This is a genomic window from Streptomyces sp. NPDC049970, assembly GCF_040660235.1.
Lineage (GTDB): Bacteria > Actinomycetota > Actinomycetes > Streptomycetales > Streptomycetaceae > Streptomyces.
Genome location: NZ_JBFALP010000001.1, coordinates 413,488 through 431,631 on the forward strand (window position 1 = coordinate 413,488; position 18,144 = coordinate 431,631).

Annotated in this window: 17 protein-coding genes and 1 pseudogene; 10 read left to right on the top strand and 8 right to left on the bottom strand. The window is 71.4% G+C overall.

Annotated elements, in window-relative coordinates:
- Window positions 1–3: 3 nt before the first annotated feature.
- The 4 genes from ligA to AB0I83_RS01775 all read left to right on the top strand — a co-directional run bounded on the left by ligA (window position 4) and on the right by AB0I83_RS01775 (window position 6,587).
- Window positions 4–2,100: an NAD-dependent DNA ligase LigA gene (ligA, locus tag AB0I83_RS01760; protein WP_363303199.1), complete on the top strand. Its 2,097-nt coding sequence runs from the start codon at window positions 4–6 to the stop codon at window positions 2,098–2,100.
- An 882-nt stretch (window positions 2,101–2,982) separates the two neighbouring features.
- Window positions 2,983–5,271, top strand: a complete 2,289-nt coding sequence (secD, locus tag AB0I83_RS01765) for a protein translocase subunit SecD (RefSeq protein ID WP_363303200.1) — start codon at window positions 2,983–2,985, stop codon at window positions 5,269–5,271.
- 134 nt (window positions 5,272–5,405) lie between these two features.
- Window positions 5,406–6,149, top strand: coding sequence for a YoaK family protein (locus AB0I83_RS01770; protein WP_363303201.1), 744 nt, complete (start codon window positions 5,406–5,408; stop codon window positions 6,147–6,149).
- A 132-nt stretch (window positions 6,150–6,281) separates the two neighbouring features.
- Window positions 6,282–6,587 carry a 4a-hydroxytetrahydrobiopterin dehydratase gene (locus tag AB0I83_RS01775; RefSeq protein WP_363303202.1) on the top strand — a complete coding sequence of 102 codons (306 nt, stop codon included), beginning with the start codon at window positions 6,282–6,284 and terminating at the stop codon, window positions 6,585–6,587.
- A gap of 105 nt (window positions 6,588–6,692) precedes the next feature.
- Here the strand turns inward: AB0I83_RS01775 and AB0I83_RS01780 are convergent, their stop codons facing one another.
- The 3 genes from AB0I83_RS01780 to AB0I83_RS01790 all read right to left on the bottom strand — a co-directional run bounded on the left by AB0I83_RS01780 (window position 6,693) and on the right by AB0I83_RS01790 (window position 10,590).
- Window positions 6,693–7,523, bottom strand: a complete 831-nt coding sequence (locus tag AB0I83_RS01780) for an aldo/keto reductase (protein ID WP_356531913.1) — start codon at window positions 7,521–7,523, stop codon at window positions 6,693–6,695.
- A 145-nt stretch (window positions 7,524–7,668) separates the two neighbouring features.
- Window positions 7,669–9,468 (bottom strand): long-chain fatty acid--CoA ligase, encoded by a 1,800-nt coding sequence (locus AB0I83_RS01785; protein ID WP_363303203.1) that lies wholly within the window; start codon window positions 9,466–9,468, stop codon window positions 7,669–7,671.
- 228 nt (window positions 9,469–9,696) lie between these two features.
- A complete protein-coding gene (locus AB0I83_RS01790; protein WP_363303204.1) occupies window positions 9,697–10,590 on the bottom strand; it encodes a LysR substrate-binding domain-containing protein in 894 nt (297 codons plus the stop codon).
- Between the two features lie 115 nt (window positions 10,591–10,705).
- Between AB0I83_RS01790 and AB0I83_RS01795 the strand changes: the two genes are divergently transcribed.
- Complete coding sequence (locus AB0I83_RS01795) at window positions 10,706–11,743, top strand: bile acid:sodium symporter family protein (RefSeq protein ID WP_363303205.1); 1,038 nt, start codon at window positions 10,706–10,708, stop codon at window positions 11,741–11,743.
- A 72-nt stretch (window positions 11,744–11,815) separates the two neighbouring features.
- On the opposite strand, the gene AB0I83_RS01800 is transcribed toward AB0I83_RS01795, so the two are convergent.
- Window positions 11,816–12,661, bottom strand: coding sequence for a helix-turn-helix transcriptional regulator (locus tag AB0I83_RS01800; RefSeq protein ID WP_363303206.1), 846 nt, complete (start codon window positions 12,659–12,661; stop codon window positions 11,816–11,818).
- A 134-nt stretch (window positions 12,662–12,795) separates the two neighbouring features.
- Between AB0I83_RS01800 and AB0I83_RS01805 the strand changes: the two genes are divergently transcribed.
- Together AB0I83_RS01805 and AB0I83_RS01810 are read left to right on the top strand one after the other, a co-directional pair.
- The gene (locus AB0I83_RS01805; protein ID WP_363303207.1) at window positions 12,796–13,242 is read left to right on the top strand and encodes a nuclear transport factor 2 family protein; all 447 of its coding nucleotides are present in this window, start codon (window positions 12,796–12,798) and stop codon (window positions 13,240–13,242) included.
- Complete coding sequence (locus AB0I83_RS01810; protein WP_363303208.1) at window positions 13,239–14,102, top strand: NAD(P)H-binding protein; 864 nt, start codon at window positions 13,239–13,241, stop codon at window positions 14,100–14,102. Before AB0I83_RS01805 ends, AB0I83_RS01810 begins: the two co-directional genes overlap by 4 nt.
- A 45-nt stretch (window positions 14,103–14,147) precedes the next feature.
- Here AB0I83_RS01810 and AB0I83_RS01815 read toward each other — a convergent pair whose 3' ends face one another.
- Entirely contained in the window at window positions 14,148–14,354 is a 207-nt protein-coding gene (locus AB0I83_RS01815) for a hypothetical protein (RefSeq protein WP_363303436.1), read from the bottom strand.
- Window positions 14,355–14,422: 68 nt separating this feature from the next.
- A complete protein-coding gene (locus tag AB0I83_RS01820; RefSeq protein ID WP_363303209.1) occupies window positions 14,423–14,710 on the bottom strand; it encodes a hypothetical protein in 288 nt (95 codons plus the stop codon).
- 175 nt (window positions 14,711–14,885) lie between these two features.
- Between AB0I83_RS01820 and AB0I83_RS01825 the strand changes: the two genes are divergently transcribed.
- Window positions 14,886–15,728 (top strand): helix-turn-helix transcriptional regulator, encoded by an 843-nt coding sequence (locus AB0I83_RS01825; protein WP_363303210.1) that lies wholly within the window; start codon window positions 14,886–14,888, stop codon window positions 15,726–15,728.
- On the top strand, window positions 15,710–15,919 hold the full coding sequence (locus AB0I83_RS01830; RefSeq protein ID WP_363303211.1) for a DUF397 domain-containing protein: 210 nt from the start codon (window positions 15,710–15,712) through the stop codon (window positions 15,917–15,919). Before AB0I83_RS01825 ends, AB0I83_RS01830 begins: the two co-directional genes overlap by 19 nt.
- Window positions 15,920–15,981: 62 nt before the next feature.
- On the opposite strand, the gene fdhD is transcribed toward AB0I83_RS01830, so the two are convergent.
- Together fdhD and AB0I83_RS01840 are read right to left on the bottom strand one after the other, a co-directional pair.
- Window positions 15,982–16,830: a formate dehydrogenase accessory sulfurtransferase FdhD gene (gene fdhD / locus AB0I83_RS01835; protein ID WP_363303212.1), complete on the bottom strand. Its 849-nt coding sequence runs from the start codon at window positions 16,828–16,830 to the stop codon at window positions 15,982–15,984.
- 5 nt (window positions 16,831–16,835) lie between these two features.
- Window positions 16,836–16,922: pseudogene (locus AB0I83_RS01840) on the bottom strand (Fe-S-binding domain-containing protein); the annotation flags it as partial.
- A gap of 257 nt (window positions 16,923–17,179) precedes the next feature.
- Between AB0I83_RS01840 and AB0I83_RS01845 the strand changes: the two are divergent.
- Window positions 17,180–18,130 carry a beta-ketoacyl-ACP synthase III gene (locus AB0I83_RS01845; protein ID WP_363303213.1) on the top strand — a complete coding sequence of 317 codons (951 nt, stop codon included), beginning with the start codon at window positions 17,180–17,182 and terminating at the stop codon, window positions 18,128–18,130.
- The last annotated feature ends 14 nt before the right edge of the window (window positions 18,131–18,144 follow it).

Sequence of the window (18,144 nt, forward strand, 5' to 3'; positions counted from 1 at the left end):
GGCATGACGACGAACCCAGTTGGTGCGCCCGCCGACAGTGCCGCCTACGCAGTTGCCGTGGAAGAGGCGAAGCGTGCCGCGGCCGCGTACTACACCGCAGGTGAGAGCAGCCTCGACGACGACGCGTACGACCGTCTCGTGCGCGGCATCGCGGCCTACGAGGAGGAGCACCCGCAGGAGGTGCTGGACGCCTCGCCGACCGGGAAGGTCGCGGGCGGGGCGGCGTCGGGGGATGTACCGCACACCGTTCCCATGCTCTCGCTGGACAACGTCTTCTCGGCCGAGCAGTTCGTCACCTGGACCGCGTCCGTGGAGCGGCGCATCGGCCGGCCCGTCGCCGCGTGGAGCGTGGAGCCCAAGCTCGACGGCCTGGCCGTCGCGGCCCGCTACCGCGAGGGCCACTTCGAGCGGCTGATCACCCGGGGGGACGGGACGGCCGGGGAGGACGTCTCGCACGCCATGGGTACGGTGCTCGGCCTGCCCGAGCGGCTCGGCGCCCCGGCCACCATCGAGGTGCGCGGCGAGATCCTCATGACCCAGGCGCAGTTCGAGCAGGCGAACGCGGTGCGGACGGAGCACGGTGCCGCCCCGTTCGCCAACCCGCGCAACGGAGCTGCGGGTACCCTCCGGGCCAAGGACCGTCCGTATCGCGTGGAGATGACCTTCTTCGCGTACGGGGCGCTGGCCCTGCCCGATTCGGGTGAGCTGACCGCGACCCTGGCCGAACTCCCGCACAGCGAGGTCCTGTCGTACGTCGCGGAGCTCGGTGTGCACACGGCCGCGGACACGGCGGTCGCGCCGCGCACCGTCACCACGGTCGAGGAGGTGCAGGCGGGCGTCGAGGACATCGCCGTCAAGCGGCCCTCCCTGCCGTTCGGGATCGACGGCATCGTGATCAAGGCCGACCTGGCGGCCGACCAGCGCGACGCGGGGTCCGGGACGCGGGCGCCGCGCTGGGCCATCGCGTACAAGCTGCCGGCCGTCGAGAAGGTCACCAGGCTGCTGGACGTCGAGTGGAACGTCGGCAGGACCGGCATCATCGCCCCGCGTGCCGTCCTGGAGCCCGTCGAGATCGACGGATCCACCGTCGGGTACGCCACGCTGCACAATCCGGCCGACATCACGCGCCGCGACCTGCGCCTGGGCGACCACGTGATGGTCTACAAGGCCGGCGACATCATCCCCCGCATCGAGGCCCCGGTCGCGCATCTGCGGACGGGCGAGGAGAAGCCGATCGACTTTCCCGAGGCCTGCCCCCGGTGCGGCTCGGAGATCGACATGAGCGAGCAGCGCTGGCGCTGCACCAGAGGTCGCGACTGCCGCCTGGTCGCCTCCATCTCCTACGCCGCCGGTCGCGACCAGCTCGACATCGAGGGCCTCGGCGCCACCCGGGTCGTCCAGCTCGTCGACGCGGGCCTCGTGACGGACTTCGCCGACCTCTTCAGCCTGAAGCGGGAGCAGCTCCTCACCCTGGAGCGGATGGGGGAGACCTCCACCGACAACCTCCTCGCCGCCATCGAGACGGCCGCACAGCGACCGCTGTCCCGCGTCTTCTGCGCCCTCGGTGTGCGCGGCACGGGCCGTTCCATGTCACGTCGTATCGCCCGCTACTTCGCCTCGATGGACCGGATCGTCGCCGCGGACGCCGAGGTGCTCCAGCGGGTGGACGGCATAGGCAAGGAGAAGGCGGCCGCGGTCGTCACGGAGCTGAGGGACCTGGAACCGCTGATCGGCAAGTTGGTGGCCGCCGGCGTCAACATGACGGAGCCGGGCGCGACCCCGCCGCCGGAGCCGGGAGCCCCGGACGAGGACGGCGCCGGGGAGCGGGAGACGTCCGGCCTGCCGCTCGACGGCATGACCGTCGTGGTCACGGGTGCCATGACGGGCGTTCTGGAGAAGCTCTCCCGCAACCAGATGAACGAGCTGATCGAGCGGGCGGGCGGCAAGTCCTCGTCCAGTGTCTCCAAGCGTACGAGTCTGCTGGTGGCGGGGGAGAAGGCCGGGTCCAAGCGGACCAAGGCCGAGGACCTCGGGGTCGAGACGGCCGCGCCCGAGGAGTTCGCGAAGCTGGTGGAGGCCTATCTGACCCCGGAGGTATGAAGCCCTTCGCGGGGCACGGACCTTGGAATGCTCAAGGCAGTGGCGTTTCTGTGACAGATATCGCATAGTGAGAGCTCCGCTGACCCTTGGTATGAGTGGGTCGGTGGCGCCGTGGGCGGTGAACGGCCGCAGCGGCAGTCCGAGGATGAGGGGCGATGCGTTCCTGCGTGACGCGTGGTGGCGTGGGCGGCCAGTGCCCGGACACCGACAGCGCCCCGGCCTCGCCCGCCGACGAACTCGGCGGCGGTGAGCTCGACATGATCACTGGCATACGGCGTGCGAAACACCACGCTGCGGCGCGCCGCAGGCCCGTGCCCACCTGTGGCGGAGTGCCCCGAGCCGGCGCGGTGGGGCCGGTCCTCGCCGCGCTGCTCCTCGCGATCATGGCTCTTCTCGGCGGCGCACCCGCTGCGGGCGGTTCGGCACCACCCGCGCCGGGCTCCTCCTCCTTCTCTTTCTCCTCCTCGTCGGCGTTCTCCTCGCCCGTCTCCGCTCCCGAGTCCGCTGCCACGGCCGTCTCCGGTCCAAGGGCGGGCGACCAACCCGCCCACGGCTGGTGGACGGAGGCGGTTCCCGCTTCCGTGCCGCGTGCCGGCCTCGACCGTCCGCACGCTCCGAACCCCTCCCCGCCGCCCGGTCACGGTGCCCTTCGACCGCGCCCGCCGGGCCTACGCGCTCCCGTGGGCGTCGCACCCGGAGCGGCCGAGGCCGGCCGCTCCGCGACCGCGCGGATCAGGGCGGCGCTGCCCGGCGTGCGCGGACCTCCCGGGACGGCGGCCGGCCCGCCGGCCCTTCACCGGTCCCGTTCCACAGACCTGGCGTCCCGCCCTTCCCGGCCTCTCTGAGCCCCGGGTGGACGACGCCCACCCGGGAGGATCCTCCATGACTCGCGCCACCGCGGTGCGGGCGGTTCTGGCTGCCGCCGCGCTGCTCGTCTCCGTGTTCATCACCTTGACCATGTCACCCAGACTCGGCCTCGACCTCCAGGGTGGTACCCGGATGGTCTTGCAGGCCAAGGACTCGGACACCGTCGAAGCGGACGGGGAGAGCACGGATCGCACACTGGAGGTGCTGCGCGGGCGCATCGACTCACTCGGTGTGGCCGAACCCGTCCTGACCCGCTCGGGCGCGGACCGCATCATCGTCGAACTGCCCGACGTCCAGGACCCGCGGCAGGCGGCCGACGTCATCGGCAGGACCGCACAGCTCGGCTTCCACGCGGTACGGGGCGACGCCGAGGAGCGGGACGGGCTCACACTGCCCGACGAACAGGGCCGCCTCCTCCCGCTCGGCCCCGTACGTCTGTCCGGTGCGGGGGTCGCGGACGCCACCGCGGACTTCGACGCCCAGCAGGGCGCGGGCTGGACGGTCTCGCTCGACTTCCACAAGGCCTCGGGCAAGGAGTGGACCCGGCTCACGGGCGACGCCGCCTGCCACCCGGTCGGGGACGACAGGCGGCGCGTCGCCATCGTGCTCGACGGAAAGATCATCTCCTCGCCCCAGGTCGATCCCTCGATCCGCTGCGAGGCCGGCCTGCCATCCGGCTCCACCCGCATCACCGGTTCCTTCGGCGCCGAAGAGGCACGCGATCTCGCACTGCTCATCAAGGGCGGCGCACTCCCCGTGCCCGTCGAGATCGTCGAACAGCGGACTGTCGGCCCGACCCTGGGTGCCGCAGCCGTCGAGGCCAGCGCCAGGGCCGCGCTCATCGGCGCCGCTGCCACCGCGCTCTTCATCACCTTCGTCTACCGGCTCTTCGGCGCCCTCGCGGCTCTCGCCCTGGCGGCGTACGGCGTGATCTCCTACGCCGTACTCGTCGCACTGGGCGTCACCCTCACCCTGCCGGGGCTCGCCGGGTTCGTCCTCGCCGTCGGAATGGCGGTCGACGCCAACGTCCTCGTCTTCGAAAGGGCCCGCGAGGAGTACGCGCGCCCGGGGAACGGCTCACTGCGTTCCGCGCTGAACGCCGGATTCCGTAAGGCCTGGAGTGCCGTCGCCGACTCCAACGCCACCACCCTGATCGCCGCCGCACTGCTGTTCTTCCTCGGCTCGGGACCTGTCAAGGGCTTCGGGGTCACGCTGGCCGTCGGAGTGCTGGTCTCGATGTTCTCCGCGCTCGTCATCGCCCGCGCGCTCACCGAGATCGCCGCCGGCTCCGGGTTCGTCAGCGACTACCGGGGAGTCAACGGAATCGGACGGCCGGGCCGCGTCCGCACCTGGCTGAACGAGCGTGATCCCCTGCTCTTCCGGTCTCCGCGCCGCCTGCTCGTGACGTCCGCCGCGATCGTCCTGATCGCCGTCACCGGCGTCCTCGTCCGCGGGGTGGACCTCGGTGTCGAGTTCACCGGTGGCCGGCTGGTCGAGTACTCCACCAGCCGGCCCGTCGACGTCGAGACCGCCCGCGACACGATCGCCGCCGCCGGATTCACCGATGCCGAGGTCACCACCGCGGGCGGGAGCGACCTCTCCGTGCGTACCGGCAAGCTCGACAACGACGGCGAGGACGCCCTCCGGGCGGCCCTGGCCGAGGAGGGCGGCGAGACCAGCAAGGTGCGTGACGAGCTGATCGGTCCGAGCCTCGGCGACGAGCTGCGCCGCAACGCGCTGATCGCGCTCGGTGTGGCCGTGTTCGTACAACTCGCCTATCTGGCCGCGCGGTTCCGCTGGACGTTCGCCGTGGCGTCGGTCGGGGCGCTGGTGCACGACGCCGTCGTCCTGGTCGGCGCCTTCGCCTGGCTCGGACGTCCGGTCGACGGGATCTTCCTGGCCGCTCTGCTCACCGTCATCGGCTACTCCGTCAACGACTCGGTGGTGGTCTTCGACCGGGTGAGGGAGCTGTGGGCGGGCAGCCCCCGTACGCCGGTCGCCGAAGTGGCCGGCCGCGCCGTGCTCCAGACCGTCCCGCGCACCGTCAACACCGGGATGGGTGCCCTGTTCATCCTGGTCGCCCTCGCGGTGCTCGGAGGCGACTCACTCGCCGACTTCGCGCTCGCCCTGCTCATCGGCATCTGCGTGGGGACGTACTCCTCGGCGCTGACCGCGGTGCCCGGAGCACTCCTGCTGGAGCGGAGCAGCAAGGCCCCGCCACCTGCCCGGAAGCGAGCGCAGGGCAGAAGGCCATCGGCCGGGCGGGCGCGCCGCGACCCGGCCGACAACGGGGCACGGGTCTAGGAACCCCGGGGGCACCGCCCCACCCCGGGCGCGCCGGACAGGACGAACGCGGTCCTGCCCGGCGCGTACGGGCGGCACGGCCCTGCTGCTGCGGCACAATCCCGATCACAGCCAGCGATCGGAGTGTGCCGCTCATGCCCGTCGTGCTGCGTGACGCCTGGGCCACGTTCGTGCCCGACATGGACGGTCCGGACGGGCCGCTGCCGCCCCTGCTCCTCGCCCTGACCGTGCTCACCGGGCTGGTCGACGCCTTCAGCTACCTGCTCCTGGGACACGTCTTCGTCGCGAACATGACCGGCAACGTCGTCTTCATGGGCTTCGCCCTCGCGGGCGCTCCCGGTTTCTCGGTCCTGGCCTCGTCGGTGGCCCTGGTGTCGTTCGTGGCCGGGGCCTGGTCCGGTGGGATCGCCGTGCACCAGGCCGACACGCACCGCGGCCGGCAGCTGCGGCACGCGCTCCTCGTCGAGACGGCCTGCGTCACGGCGGCCCTCACCGTCTCCACGGTTTCGGGCGGACCGTACACCGGGGGCGTCCGCTTCGCCCTCATCGCGCTGCTCGCTCTCGGCCTCGGCGCGCAGAACGCCGCCGTCCGGGCGCTGGCGGTTCCCGACCTCACCACCACGGTGCTGACGCGCACCATCACCGGCACCGTCGCCGACAGCCGGCTCGCCAGGGGGCCGGGGAGCCGAGCGGGCCGGCGCGGCCTCTCGGCCGTCGCGATGCTGGCCGGAGCGGTGGCGGGAGCGACGGCGGTGCTCGACGGCCGGCGCGAACTCCCGCTGCTGCTCGCCCTGGTGATCCTGCTCGGCGCCGTTGCCGCCACGGCCCTGCTCGGCCGCGGCGACGCGCCGTGGACGCGGCCGCCGGTCAAGACCTGATGCGGCCGAACCGATCGGCCGGGCGCGGGGCGGCGCGGCGGCGCTGTTCCGTGTCGGGCGCGACAGCGGTCCGGCCGGGAACGTAACGTCACGGGCACCCGACGACAGCACCGGATCCCGAGGAGCCGCCCTGTGCCCGCTGAACCGCTGTCCGCGCACGACGTCGAGGCCGCGCTGCGCGAGCTGCCCGACTGGCGGCTGGAAGGGGACCGGATCACGCGTACCTACCGGCTGCCCTCGCACTTCGCCGCCGCCGGGCTGACCGTCCATGTCGCCCAGATCCAGGAGGAGCTCGACCACCACTCCGAACTGACGCTGGGTTACAACACCGTGGCCCTCGCGGTGAACACGCACGACGCGGGCGGCGCCGTCACCCGTAAGGACGTGGCACTGGCCGAGCGCGTCGAGGCCGTCGCACCCGGGCACGGGGCGAGGTAGCGCAGCCGGGACGCACCGGCCGGGCCGCGCGCTCAGGGCCGCTGGTCGCACGGCCGCGCCCCACCGCTGTCGTGCGGTGGGGCGCGGCCGTGCGGAGCGTGGGTGTCAGCCGTTGACCTGGGCCGGGTCCGAGCCCAGTCGCCTGCCCTCGTCGAGTGCGGCGAAGGCGGCCATGTCGTCGTCGTCCAGTTCGAAGCCGAAGACGTCGATGTTCTCCGCGATCCGCGACGGCGTCACGGACTTGGGGATCACGACGTTTCCGGTCTGCAGGTGCCAGCGGAGCACCGCCTGTGCCGGGGTCCTGCCGTGCTTCTGGGCGACCGCGACCACCGTCGGGACCTCCAGGAGGCCCTTGCCGGCGCCCAGCGGAGACCACGCCTCGGTGGCGATGCCGTGCCTGGCGCCGAGGGCGCGGAGCTCGGCCTGCTGGAACTGCGGGTGCAGTTCGATCTGGTTGACCGCCGGCACGACGGACGTCTCGCCCAGGAGGCGCTCCAGGTGCTCCGGGTTGAAGTTCGACACCCCGATGGCCTTGGCGCGGCCGTCGGCGAGGATCCGCTCGAAGGCCTTGTACGTGTCGACGTAGGCGTCCTTGGCCGGTACCGGCCAGTGGATCAGGTACAGGTCGACGTACTCCAGACCCAGCTTGTCCAGCGACACGTCGAACGCGCGCAGCGTCGAGTCGTGACCCTGCTCGCTGTTCCACAGCTTGGTGGTGACGAAGATTTCCTCGCGCGGCACACCGGAGGCGGCGATCCCCTTGCCGGTACCCGCCTCGTTCCCGTAGATCGCGGCGGTGTCGATGCTCCGGTACCCGGCCTCCAGGGCCGTGGTCACGGCCGCAGTGGCCTCGTCGTCCGGCACCTGCCAGACACCGAAGCCGAGCTGCGGCATCTCGAGGCCGTTGTTCAGGGTGATGGTGGGGGCCTGGCTCACGAGCAGTCGATCCTTACGTTGTCGGTTGGTACTCCCGGGGAGAACGACCGGGGAAGCTTATGCATTCCCGTCCGCCCCGATGCGGAGAACCGCCGCAAGCACGACCGGCGTGGCGCCAGGAGGTGTTCCTCAGGGATCACCTGGATCACCTGTACAGGGCGTTCACCTCGGACGAGTAGGCCGTCTCGATCGCCTTGCGCTTCAGCTTGAGCGACGGGGTCAGCAGCCCGTGCTCCTCGGTGAACTGGTGGGCGAGGATACGGAACGTACGGATGGACTCGGCCTGGGAGACGGCCGTGTTCGCCGCCACCACCGCCCGGCGCACCTCCATCTCCAGGTCGGGGTCGCGCACCAGGTCGCCCGCTCCCATCGGCGTACGGCCCTGCATGGCGAGCCAGTGCTCCACCGCCTCGGTGTCCACGGTGACCAGGGCGGCGATGTAGGGCCTGTCGTTCCCCACGACGATGCACTGTGCCACCAGCGGGTGGGCGCGTACCCGCTCCTCCAGGCCGGCCGGGGCGACGCTCTTGCCGCCGGACGTCACGAGGATCTCCTTCTTGCGCCCCGTGATGGTCAGATAGCCGTCCTCGTCGAGCGAGCCGAGGTCGCCGGTGGCCAGCCAGCCCTCGTTCAGCACCGCGTCGGTGGACTTCGGGTCGCCCAGGTATCCGGAGAAGACGTTGGCACCGTGCACCCACACCTCGCCGTCCCGCGCGATGTGCACGGTCGAGCCGGGGATCGGCTGGCCCACGGTGCCGTAGCGGGTGCGCTCGGGCGGGTTGGCGGTGGCCGCGGCGGTCGTCTCGGTGAGTCCGTAGCCCTCGTAGACGCTGACACCGGCGCCCTCGAAGAACAGCCCGAGTCTCCGGTCCATGCCGGAGCCGCCGGACATCGCGTGCCGGACCCGCCCGCCCATCGCTTCGCGCACCTTGCGGTAGACGACCTTGTCGAAGAACTGGTGCTGCATCCGCAGGCCGGCGGACGGCCCGGGACCGGTCCCGAAGGCGCGCTCCTCCAACGCCTCCGCGTACTTCACCGCGACCTCGACCGCCTTGTCGAACGCGCCCGCGCGGCCCTCCGACTCCGCCTTGCGCCGTGCGCCGTTGAAGACCTTCTCGAAGATGTAGGGCACCGCGAGGATGAAGGTGGGCCGGAACGACACCAGGTCCGGCATCAGGGCCTTCGCGGACAGCTCCGGCTGGTGTCCCAGCTTCACGCGCCCGCGAAGGGCGGCGATCTCCACCATCCGGCCGAAGACGTGGGCGAGCGGCAGGAAGAGCAGTGTCGCCGTCTCCTCGCCCGGCTTCGAGAGGAACACCGGGTGCCAGCGGGCGACCATGGTGTCCGCCTCGAACATGAAGTTGGCGTGTGTGATCACGCAGCCCTTGGGGCGTCCCGTCGTGCCCGAGGTGTAGATGACGGTCGCCACCGAGTCGGGAGTCACCGCGCGACGGTGCCGGTGCACCACCTCGTCGTCGATCAGGGTCCCGGCCTCGACCAGCTCACTCACCGCGTCGGCGTCCAGCTGCCAGAGCCGGTGCAGGTTCGGCAGCCGGTCGATCACCGAGCCGATCGTCATGGCGTGGTCCTCGTGCTCGACCATGACGGCCACGGCCTCCGCGTCGTGGAGCATCCACAGGACCTGCTCGGCCGACGACGTCGGGTAGACCGGCACGGACTGGGCGCCCACGGTCCACAGGGCGAAGTCGAACAGGGTCCACTCGTAGCGGGTGCGCGACATGAGGGCGACCCGGTCGCCGAACCGGACGCCCTGCGCGATCAGCCCCTTGGCGAGGGCGAGCACCTCGTCGCGGAAGGCGGCGGCGGACACGTCGTGCCAGCGTTGCTCCGCGTCCTTCCGGCCGAGTGCGATCCGGTGGGGATCCTCCTCCGCGAAATCGAAGACGGTATCGGCAAGACCGCCGACTTGAGGGGCAGCGGCCATGGGTGGGACGGTGAACTCGCGCAATGACCTGCTCCTTGTGGCGCTCCGCACGGCGCCGCGACGCTATCGCACCGGGGGAGGCGGCGGGAGGGTCCGAAGTCTCCGGAAAACGTGGCATCTGGCCAGGTCGACCGTCTAAATCGGGCCAGATGGGCCAGGCTCGGGCGCACTTCTGACTGACGGGTAAGTGGCTCGGGCGGGAATCTCCACCGAATCTGTACCCGGCGCTTACGCCGGCTCGCCGTGCTGCGGCACGACCGGACTCCGGTGGAGCCGGTCGCCACCAGCGAGGATCGCCGCAGCCAGGGCGTCGGCCGCTCCCTGGGCGGTGTCCCGGCGTCGCCCGTGCAGCAGCACGAAATCCACATCCCCGAGCTCCGGCAGCCCTGCCCTGGACGGCACGGGAGTGAGCCCCGGAGGGATGAGCCCGCGCGTGTGCGCCATCACCCCCAGGCCCGCGCGGGCTGCCGCGACGAGCGCGCTCAGGCTCGCGCTCGTGCACGCGAACCGCCAGGGCATGCCGTGCTCCTCCAGCACCTCCAGCGCCCGTGCCCTGGTGATCCCCGGCGGCGGGAAGGCGATCAGCGGCAGCGGCCGGTCCGGGTCGATGCGCAGCTGCGGAGCGCCGATCCAGGCCAGGGTGTCCTGCCAGACCAGTTCGCCGTGGGTGTCGCCGGTGCGGCGCTTGGCCAGCACCAGATCCAGCCGCCCGGCCGCGAGCTGCCGGTGCAGGGCGCCGGACAGCTCCACCGTCAGCTCCAGCTCCACCTCGGGATGCTCGCGCCGGAAGGACTCCAGGATCTCCGGCAGCCGGGTCAGCACGAAGTCCTCGGATGCGCCGAAGCGCAGCCGCCCGCGCAGCCGGGTGCCCGTGAAGAACGCCGTAGCGCGTTCGTTGGCCTGCAGGATCGTCCGGGCGAAGCCCAGCATGGCCTCGCCGTCCTCGGTGAGATCGACCCGGTGCGTGTCACGGCTGAACAGCCGGCGTCCTGCCTCGGACTCCAGCCGGCGCACGTGCTGGCTGACGGTGGACTGCCGGATGCCCAACCTGCGCGCCGCCTGCGTGAAGCTCAGGGTCTGGGCGACGGCCAGGAAGGTGCGGAGCTGGACGGGGTCGTACATGCGCCGAGGTTATCGCGAACCGTGATGACAGTCAGTGCGGTATACCGGATTCCCGATCGCGGCGATCGGGAGCACGATGGGGAAGGCACGATTCCACCCAGAGAGCACGGAGCACATGACCCGCCGCACCAGCCGCCGTATCCCCGCGCCGCCGTCCTGGCTGCCGGTCGACCCGTACATCCTGGCGCTGATCGGCACGGTGGCGGTCGCCGCGCTGCTGCCCGCGTCCGGCACCGGTGCCGAGGTGGCCGGCGGCGCGTCGACCGGAGCGGTGGCCCTGCTCTTCTTCCTGTACGGGGCGCGCCTCTCGACCGCCGAGGCCGTCGACGGGCTGAAGCACTGGCGCCTCCACCTGACCGTCCTGGCCTGCACCTTCGTGGTGTTCCCCCTCCTCGGGCTCGCCAGCCACGGACTCGTCCCGTACGTCCTGACCCCGCAACTCCAGGAAGGCTTCCTCTTCCTCTGCCTGGTGCCCTCGACCATCCAGTCGTCGATCGCCTTCACCTCGATGGCCCGCGGCAACGTGCCCGCCGCCATCTGCGCGGGCTCCTTCTCCAGCCTCGCCGGCATCCTGCTGACCCCGCTGCTGGCCGCCGCGCTGCTGGGTGGCAGCGGCGGCGGGTTCTCCCTGGACTCGCTGGTGAGGATCGTCCTCCAGCTGCTGGCGCCCTTCGTCGCGGGGCAGCTGCTGCGTCGCTGGGTCGGCGGCTTCATCACCCGGCACCGCAAGGCCCTGGGCTACGTCGACCGGGGCTCGATCCTGCTCGTCGTCTACACGGCGTTCAGCGAGGGCATGGTGGCCGGGATCTGGCACCAGGTCACCCCGCTCCGCCTCGGCGCCCTGCTCGCCGCCGAGGCCGTACTGCTGGCCCTCATGCTCGCGGTCAGCTGGTACGGCGCGAAGCGGCTGGGGTTCGGGCGGGACGACGCCGTCGCCATCCAGTTCGCCGGGTCGAAGAAGAGCCTGGCCGCGGGGCTGCCGATGGCGAGCGTCCTGTTCGGCGCGCACGCGAGCCTCGCCGTCCTGCCGCTGATGCTCTTCCACCAGATGCAGCTGATGGTCTGCGCGGTGATCGCGAAGCGCCGCTCACGCGACCCGCTGCCGGACGGCGGAGCCGACGTCAGGCCCGTACCGGCTGAGGCGCTGAACTGAGCGACTCAGGCCACCAGTGGTCCGGGCGGCCGACGCGGGCAGCGTGCCGGCCCGCCTGGCCGGGACCATCGGTCACGGCGCCGCTCCGGGGGTGCCCAGCCGTGCCAGTGCGGTGGCGCTCGGGCTGCCGGGATCCGCGGTGTAGAGGATCAGTCGCAGTCCGGAGCCGGGCATGAGCAGGGTTTGTCGGTCCAATTCCAGTTCGCCGAGTCCGGGATGAAGCAGACGTTTGCGCAGCGAGGGCAGGGGACGCACATCGTGGCTGCGCCAGCCGGCGGCGAAGTCCGGGTCGTGTGAGGCGTACTCGTCGACCAGTTCGCCCAGCGCACGGTCCGCCGGACGGCGGGCGCCGGCCGCGCGCAGGTGGATGGCGGACTGCCGGGCGAAGTCGCCTTGCGCGCCGGCGGGTGCCGAGCAGAGGGTGCCGCCCAGCCGGATCGCGAGGCGCACGGTGTTGCGCTCGTGGACGGGCAGATGCGCGAAGTCGGTGATCAACGCGGACGCCGCTGCGTTCCACGCCACGATGTCCTCCAGGTCGTTCACCAGATAGCCGGGCACCGGCCCAAGCCGATGCAGCAGCCGGCGTGCATCGGCGGACACCGGCTCGCGACCGGCGTCCGCATGGGGCGGGATCTGCCCGGCCAGCCGTGCCAGGTGCTCACGCTCCGGAGCTGAGAGACGCAGCGCCGTGCCCAGCGCGGCCAGCACCTGCGGGGACGGGTGCGGCGCGCGGGCCTGTTCCAGCCGCTCGTAGTAGCTCGTGGACACCCCTGCCAGGGTGGCCACCTCCTCGCGCCGCAGCCCGGGGGTACGCCGGGCACGCAGGCCGGGCGGGTGGACGGCGCCGGCCGGTACCTGGTCCGGGCGCAGTGCCTCTCGCCGACGGCGCAGGAAGTCGGCCATCTCTCCTCTGCTCACCCGGTCAGGTTGGCACACCGGCGTGCGGCTCAGCCACGGACCAGTGGTCCGGGGCTTACCGGTGCGTTCCACGGCACCGCCCCGCCCGCAAGTCTGGTCCGGTCAGACGTACCGACGAACGCTGGAGGAACACCGTGTCACCACACACGTGCGAAGAGACTTTCCACCGACTGCTGAAGTTGCTGGCGGCCAAGGACATGGACGCCGTCGCCGATCTGTGGGCGGAGTTCGGCACCGCCGAATTCCCCTTCGCCGCAGGGGACTCACCGAGGCGTCTGACCGGACGTGAGGCCGTCCGGGAGTATCTGGCCGACTACCCGGACCTCATGGACGTGCAGGCGATCGCGGCCCTCACCGTGCACCGGACGGGCCGGCCGGACACGATCGTGGCGGAGTTCACCGCCCACGGCCGCACGATGGCCACGGATGAGCCGTACCGGTTGGACTACATCACGGTGCTCACCACCCGCCAGGGCCTGATCACCCGTTACCGGGACTACTGGAACCCGCTCGCCGCCGCCTCAGCAGCCGGCAAGCTGCCCGAACTGCTCGGCTCGCTGCGCGCGGAGTCCGCCCGATGAGCGGTGTACTGATCACCGGTGGCACCGGGAAGACGGGAAGCGCCCTGGCCGAATCGCTCCGCGAAAGCGGTGTGCCGGTCCGGGTGGCCAGCCGCAACCCGCCGGCGGACGCACCTGACGCGGCTCGCTTCGACTGGAGCGAACCGGCCACGCATCCAGCGGCACTGCGCGGGATGGACCGGGTCTACCTGGTGCCTCCTGTGGACACCACCGACCCGATGCCACTGGTCGAACCGTTCCTGGCCGAGGCCGAACGGGTCGGCGTACGGCGGCTCGTGCTGCTCGGCTCCGCCATCGTGCTGCCCGGCGCACCCAGCGCGCTGGAACTTGCCGCGCTCGTGCGAGCCCGGCCGGGCTGGGTGGTGCTGCGCTCCTCCGGATTCATGCAGAACTTCCTGCCTCCCCACCCGCTGGGTGAGCAGATTCGGCGTCGCGGCGAGATCCGCACTGCCGCCGGAGCCGGCCGCGTGGGCTGGATCGACGCCAGGGACATCGCGGCGGTGGCCGCCACGCTACTGACCGCACCCCACAGCCACACCGACGAGCGGCGTGACCACCTGCTCACCGGGCCGCAGGCGTTGAGCTACCGGGACGCGGCACAGATCATCAGCCGTCACACCGGCCGGTCGGTCCGGACCGTGCCGGTGGGGGCTGCCGAGCAGGCGGACACCTACCGGGCGTCCGGCATGCCGGACGCCTTTGCGACCGCCCTCGCCGCCGTCGATGCGGGCATCCGAACCGGGCGGGAGGACCAGGTCAGCACCGCGGTGCTGGACCTGACCGGTCGCCCGCCCCGCACCTTCGCCGAGTTCGTCCAGGATCACGCGCCCCGGTGGACGAACGGGACGCCCGAGGGCTGACCGTCCCGGAGTGGCAGCGACGATTCGTGGCGCAGGGCAGTGCGGTCACCGAGCTTCCTCCGCCGGATCGGTGTCCGGGGATCCCCGTATGCCGCCGAGTCCGAGGCCGGTGCGGCTGCGGGCGTTGGCCTCGGCGACGCGGGCGCTCAGCAATTCGGCCGGGCCGACCGGACGTACGTTGGCCGGGTCCGCGTCCCACTCACGGCCGCCGCAGAGCGGTCGGAGCTGTAGGTACGGGCCCTCGTGTCCCATCACGAGCCCCACCCGGCCGCGGTCACCGTCCCGTACGGCTGTCCCGACGCCGGGGAGGCCGTCGTCCCTCAACCGGTCGCTCCGTTCCTGATCACCGCGGCGAGGGCGTGCGCCACGGGGGCGGAGCAGATGCCGAGGTGGACGAGGGCGTAACGGGTCGGCCGCGTACTGCCGTCGCCGTCCGCGTCCGGCCACGGGGTACGGACGTCCATCGCGGGCAGTTGGATCCCGGCGCCGCTCAGCGCGGCGGCGAGGTCGTCGCGCGCGGCCACGGCTTCCTGGATCCTTGCCGTTGCCGGGGGGCCTGTGCGGGGGGTCCTGCGGGGGAGGGGCGGCTTCTGCGGCGAGGGCGTCATGGGTTTCTTCCTTCGGTTGCTCTTTCGCGGATTCCTCTGCCCGACCGCTCGTCCGGAACTACGTTGCGTGAGGGGCTCGTTACGAGAATGGCCCGGTCAGAGGTGTGACACACCGAAGGCGGGACGTGCTTCCCCGGCGGAAGAGGCAAGTTCCACACGTTCCACGGAGGGCACGATGCCGACGAGGCGGGCGGTCACAGGCCGCAGCAGGGAACCACGCGCCCGGTTCGCGGAGGAGCTGCGGCACCTGCGCACCGAGCGAGGCGACAGTCTGCGCCAGCTCGGTGAACGGCTGGGCTGGGACTGGTCGTTGTTCGGGAAGATGGAGAAGGGGGAGACGGTCGGCGGGCCCGAGGTCGTGGAGGCGCTCGACCAGTACTACGGGACGCCGGGCATGCTGCTGGCCCTCTGGGAACTGGCGATCAGCGACCAGACGCAGTTCAAGGAGCGGTACCGGCGGTACATGGCGCTGGAGGCGGAAGCCACGAGCCTGTGGCACTTCGCGGTGAGCGTGCTGCCCGGGCTGTTGCAGACTCCGGGGTACGCGAGGGAACTGCTGGTGGCGGGCGGTATCAAGGAGCCTGAGCTGACCCAGCAGGTGGAAGCGCGAATGGGGCGGAGGGAGTTGCTGGCGGGGGAGGCCGCTCCGGACTTCCGCACGATCCTGTCGGAGGCCGTGCTCCGGACCCCGATGCGTGACGCCGAGGAGTGGCGCCGGCAGTTGGAGTACCTCGTGGAGGCGTCGGAACGCCCGAACGTCGTGGTGCATGTCCTGCCTCAACACGCCGGACTGCATGGCCTGATGGGGGCTGACGTCTGGTACCTGCTCTTGCCTCAGGGGCATACCGTCGCGTACACCGAGAACGGATACCGGGGTGAACTCATCGAGGAATCCGGTCCGGTTGTACGTTTGCAGAAGACATACGATGCGGTTCGCGACCTGGCGTTGTCTCCGAGCGAGTCGCGGAGGTTCATCCTGCGGATGTTGGAGGAAGTGACGTGCGATCCATCGACCTGAGCACTGCGTTCTGGCGCAAGAGCAGTTACAGCAACCAGGACGGTGGCGCGTGCCTCGAGGTGTCTGATGACTTCGTCGCCGTCGTCCCGGTCCGCGACAGCAAGTGCCCCCAGGGCCCAGCCCTCACCTTCGCGGCGGACGGCTGGTCGTCGTTCCTGTCCGCGGTCAAGGACGGTGCCGTGGACGCCTGAGCCGTCGACCGCAGGCGGTGACCGGTGCGCCGGGGCGGGGCCGTTGCGCGTCACGGGTGGCCTCAGCCCTGGTCCACCGTCGCCCCGAGGGCGATGCGGTGGTCACCCGCGTACACGTTCATGGACGTCCCCCGCAGGAATCCGACGAGGGTCAGTCCGCTCTCGGCCGCCAGGTCCACGGCCAGTGACGACGGCGCCGACACCGCGGCCAGCATCGGGATTCCCGCCATCACCGCCTTCTGCGCCAGTTCGAAGGAGGCGCGTCCGGACACCAGCAGAATCGCCTGGGAGAGGGGCAGTCGGTCGTCCGTCAGGGCGCGCCCCACGAGCTTGTCGACCGCGTTGTGCCTGCCGACGTCCTCCCGGATGTCGAGGAGTTCGCCCTCCACCGAGAACAGTGCGGCGGCGTGCAGGCCCCCGGTCCGGTCGAACACACGCTGTGCCTCGCGCAGTCGGTCGGGGAGCGCGGAGAGCAGCGCGGGTGTCACCCTGACCTGGGGGGAGTCGGCGACGGGGTGACGGGTCGTGGTGCGGACCGCGTCGAGGCTGGCCTTGCCGCAGAGCCCGCAGGACGAGGTGGTGTAGACGTTGCGCTCCAGCGTGATGTCCGGGACCACGACGCCCGCCGCAAGCTGCACGTCCACCACGTTGTACGTGTTCACGCCATCAGCGGTGGCTCCGGCGCAGTACACGATGGACCGGACCTCGGAGCCCTCACCGATCACGCCCTCGCTCACCAGGAAGCCCGCCGCGAGCGCGAAGTCGTCGCCCGGGGTGCGCATGGTGATGGCGAGCGGCTTGCCGTTCAGCCGGATCTCCAGGGGCTCCTCGGCGACCAGGGTGTCGGGGCGGGTCGTGACCGCTCCGTCCCGGATGCGGATGGTGCGGCGACGCTCGGTGACCCGTCCCATAGCCGTCAATCCCGATTCTGTACGTGGTGGCAGCCGAAAGGGCCCTTGATACAGAGGTTGCCACGGGTCACCCGGTTGTCGTGCGGTGAGGTGGTCCCGACGCTTCCCACGCGGTCGACGGGTCGAGACTGACGGCCGGGTCGTCTCCATACTGTATGCATGGTCAGGCTGGTGACAGCGGGTGCCTGCTTCGTTCCCGTTTCCGGAGTGTCCCGCGCGGGTTCCCGGTGAGCTGTTCGAGACGCTCCAACCTCTGGCCCGTATTCCTGTGGGGTTACGTGCCCTTGTACCGGTCGGTAGCAACCAAGACTGGATAGTTCCTGCCAAACGTAGCGAGGGGAACCCGTACATGACCGGCTCACGTGTCGTGGCGCTCGGCCACTACCAGCCTGCCAAGGTCCTCACCAACCACGACCTGGCGGCCATGGTCGACACCAGCGACGAGTGGATCACCAGCCGGGTGGGCATCAGGACCCGGCACGTGGGCGGCCCCGACGAGCCCGTGGACGAGCTGGCGGCGCACGCCGCGGCCAAGGCGCTGGCGGCGGCAGGTCTACAGCCCTCGGACATCGACATGGTCCTCGTCGCCACCTCCACGGCGATCGACCGTTCACCGAGCATGTCCGCCCGGGTCGCCGCACGGCTCGGCATGGGCTCACCTGCGGTGATGGACATCAACGTGGTCTGCTCGGGCTTCACCCACACCCTGGCCACCGCCGACCACGCGATCCGGGCCGGCGCGGCCGAACGCGTCCTCGTCATCGGTGCCGACAAGATGGGCGACATCGTCGACTGGACCGACCGCACGACCTGCGTCCTGATGGGCGACGGCGCCGGGGCGGCCGTCGTCACCGCCGACCCGGACGGCGGTGACAGGCCGGGCGTCGGACCCGTCCTGTGGGGTTCGGTGCCCGGGATGGGCAACGCCGTCCGCATCGAGGGCACGCCCCCGCGGTTCGCACAGGAGGGCCAGTCCGTCTACCGCTGGGCCACCACCCAGCTGCCGCCTATCGCCCGGAAGGTCTGCGAGCGGGCCGGTGTCACCCCCGAGGAGCTCGCCGCCGTGGTGCTGCACCAGGCCAACCTGAGGATCATCGAACCCGTCGCCAGGAAGATCGGCGCGGTCAACGCGGTCATCGCCAAGGACGTGGTGGATTCGGGGAACACCTCGGCCGCGTCGATCCCGATGGCCCTGTCCAAGCTGGTGGAACGGGGAGAGGTGCAGAGCGGCGCGCCGGTCCTGCTCTTCGGCTTCGGCGGGAACCTCTCCTACGCGGGCCAGGTGATCCGCTGCCCCTGAGGCCCCCCGCCAAG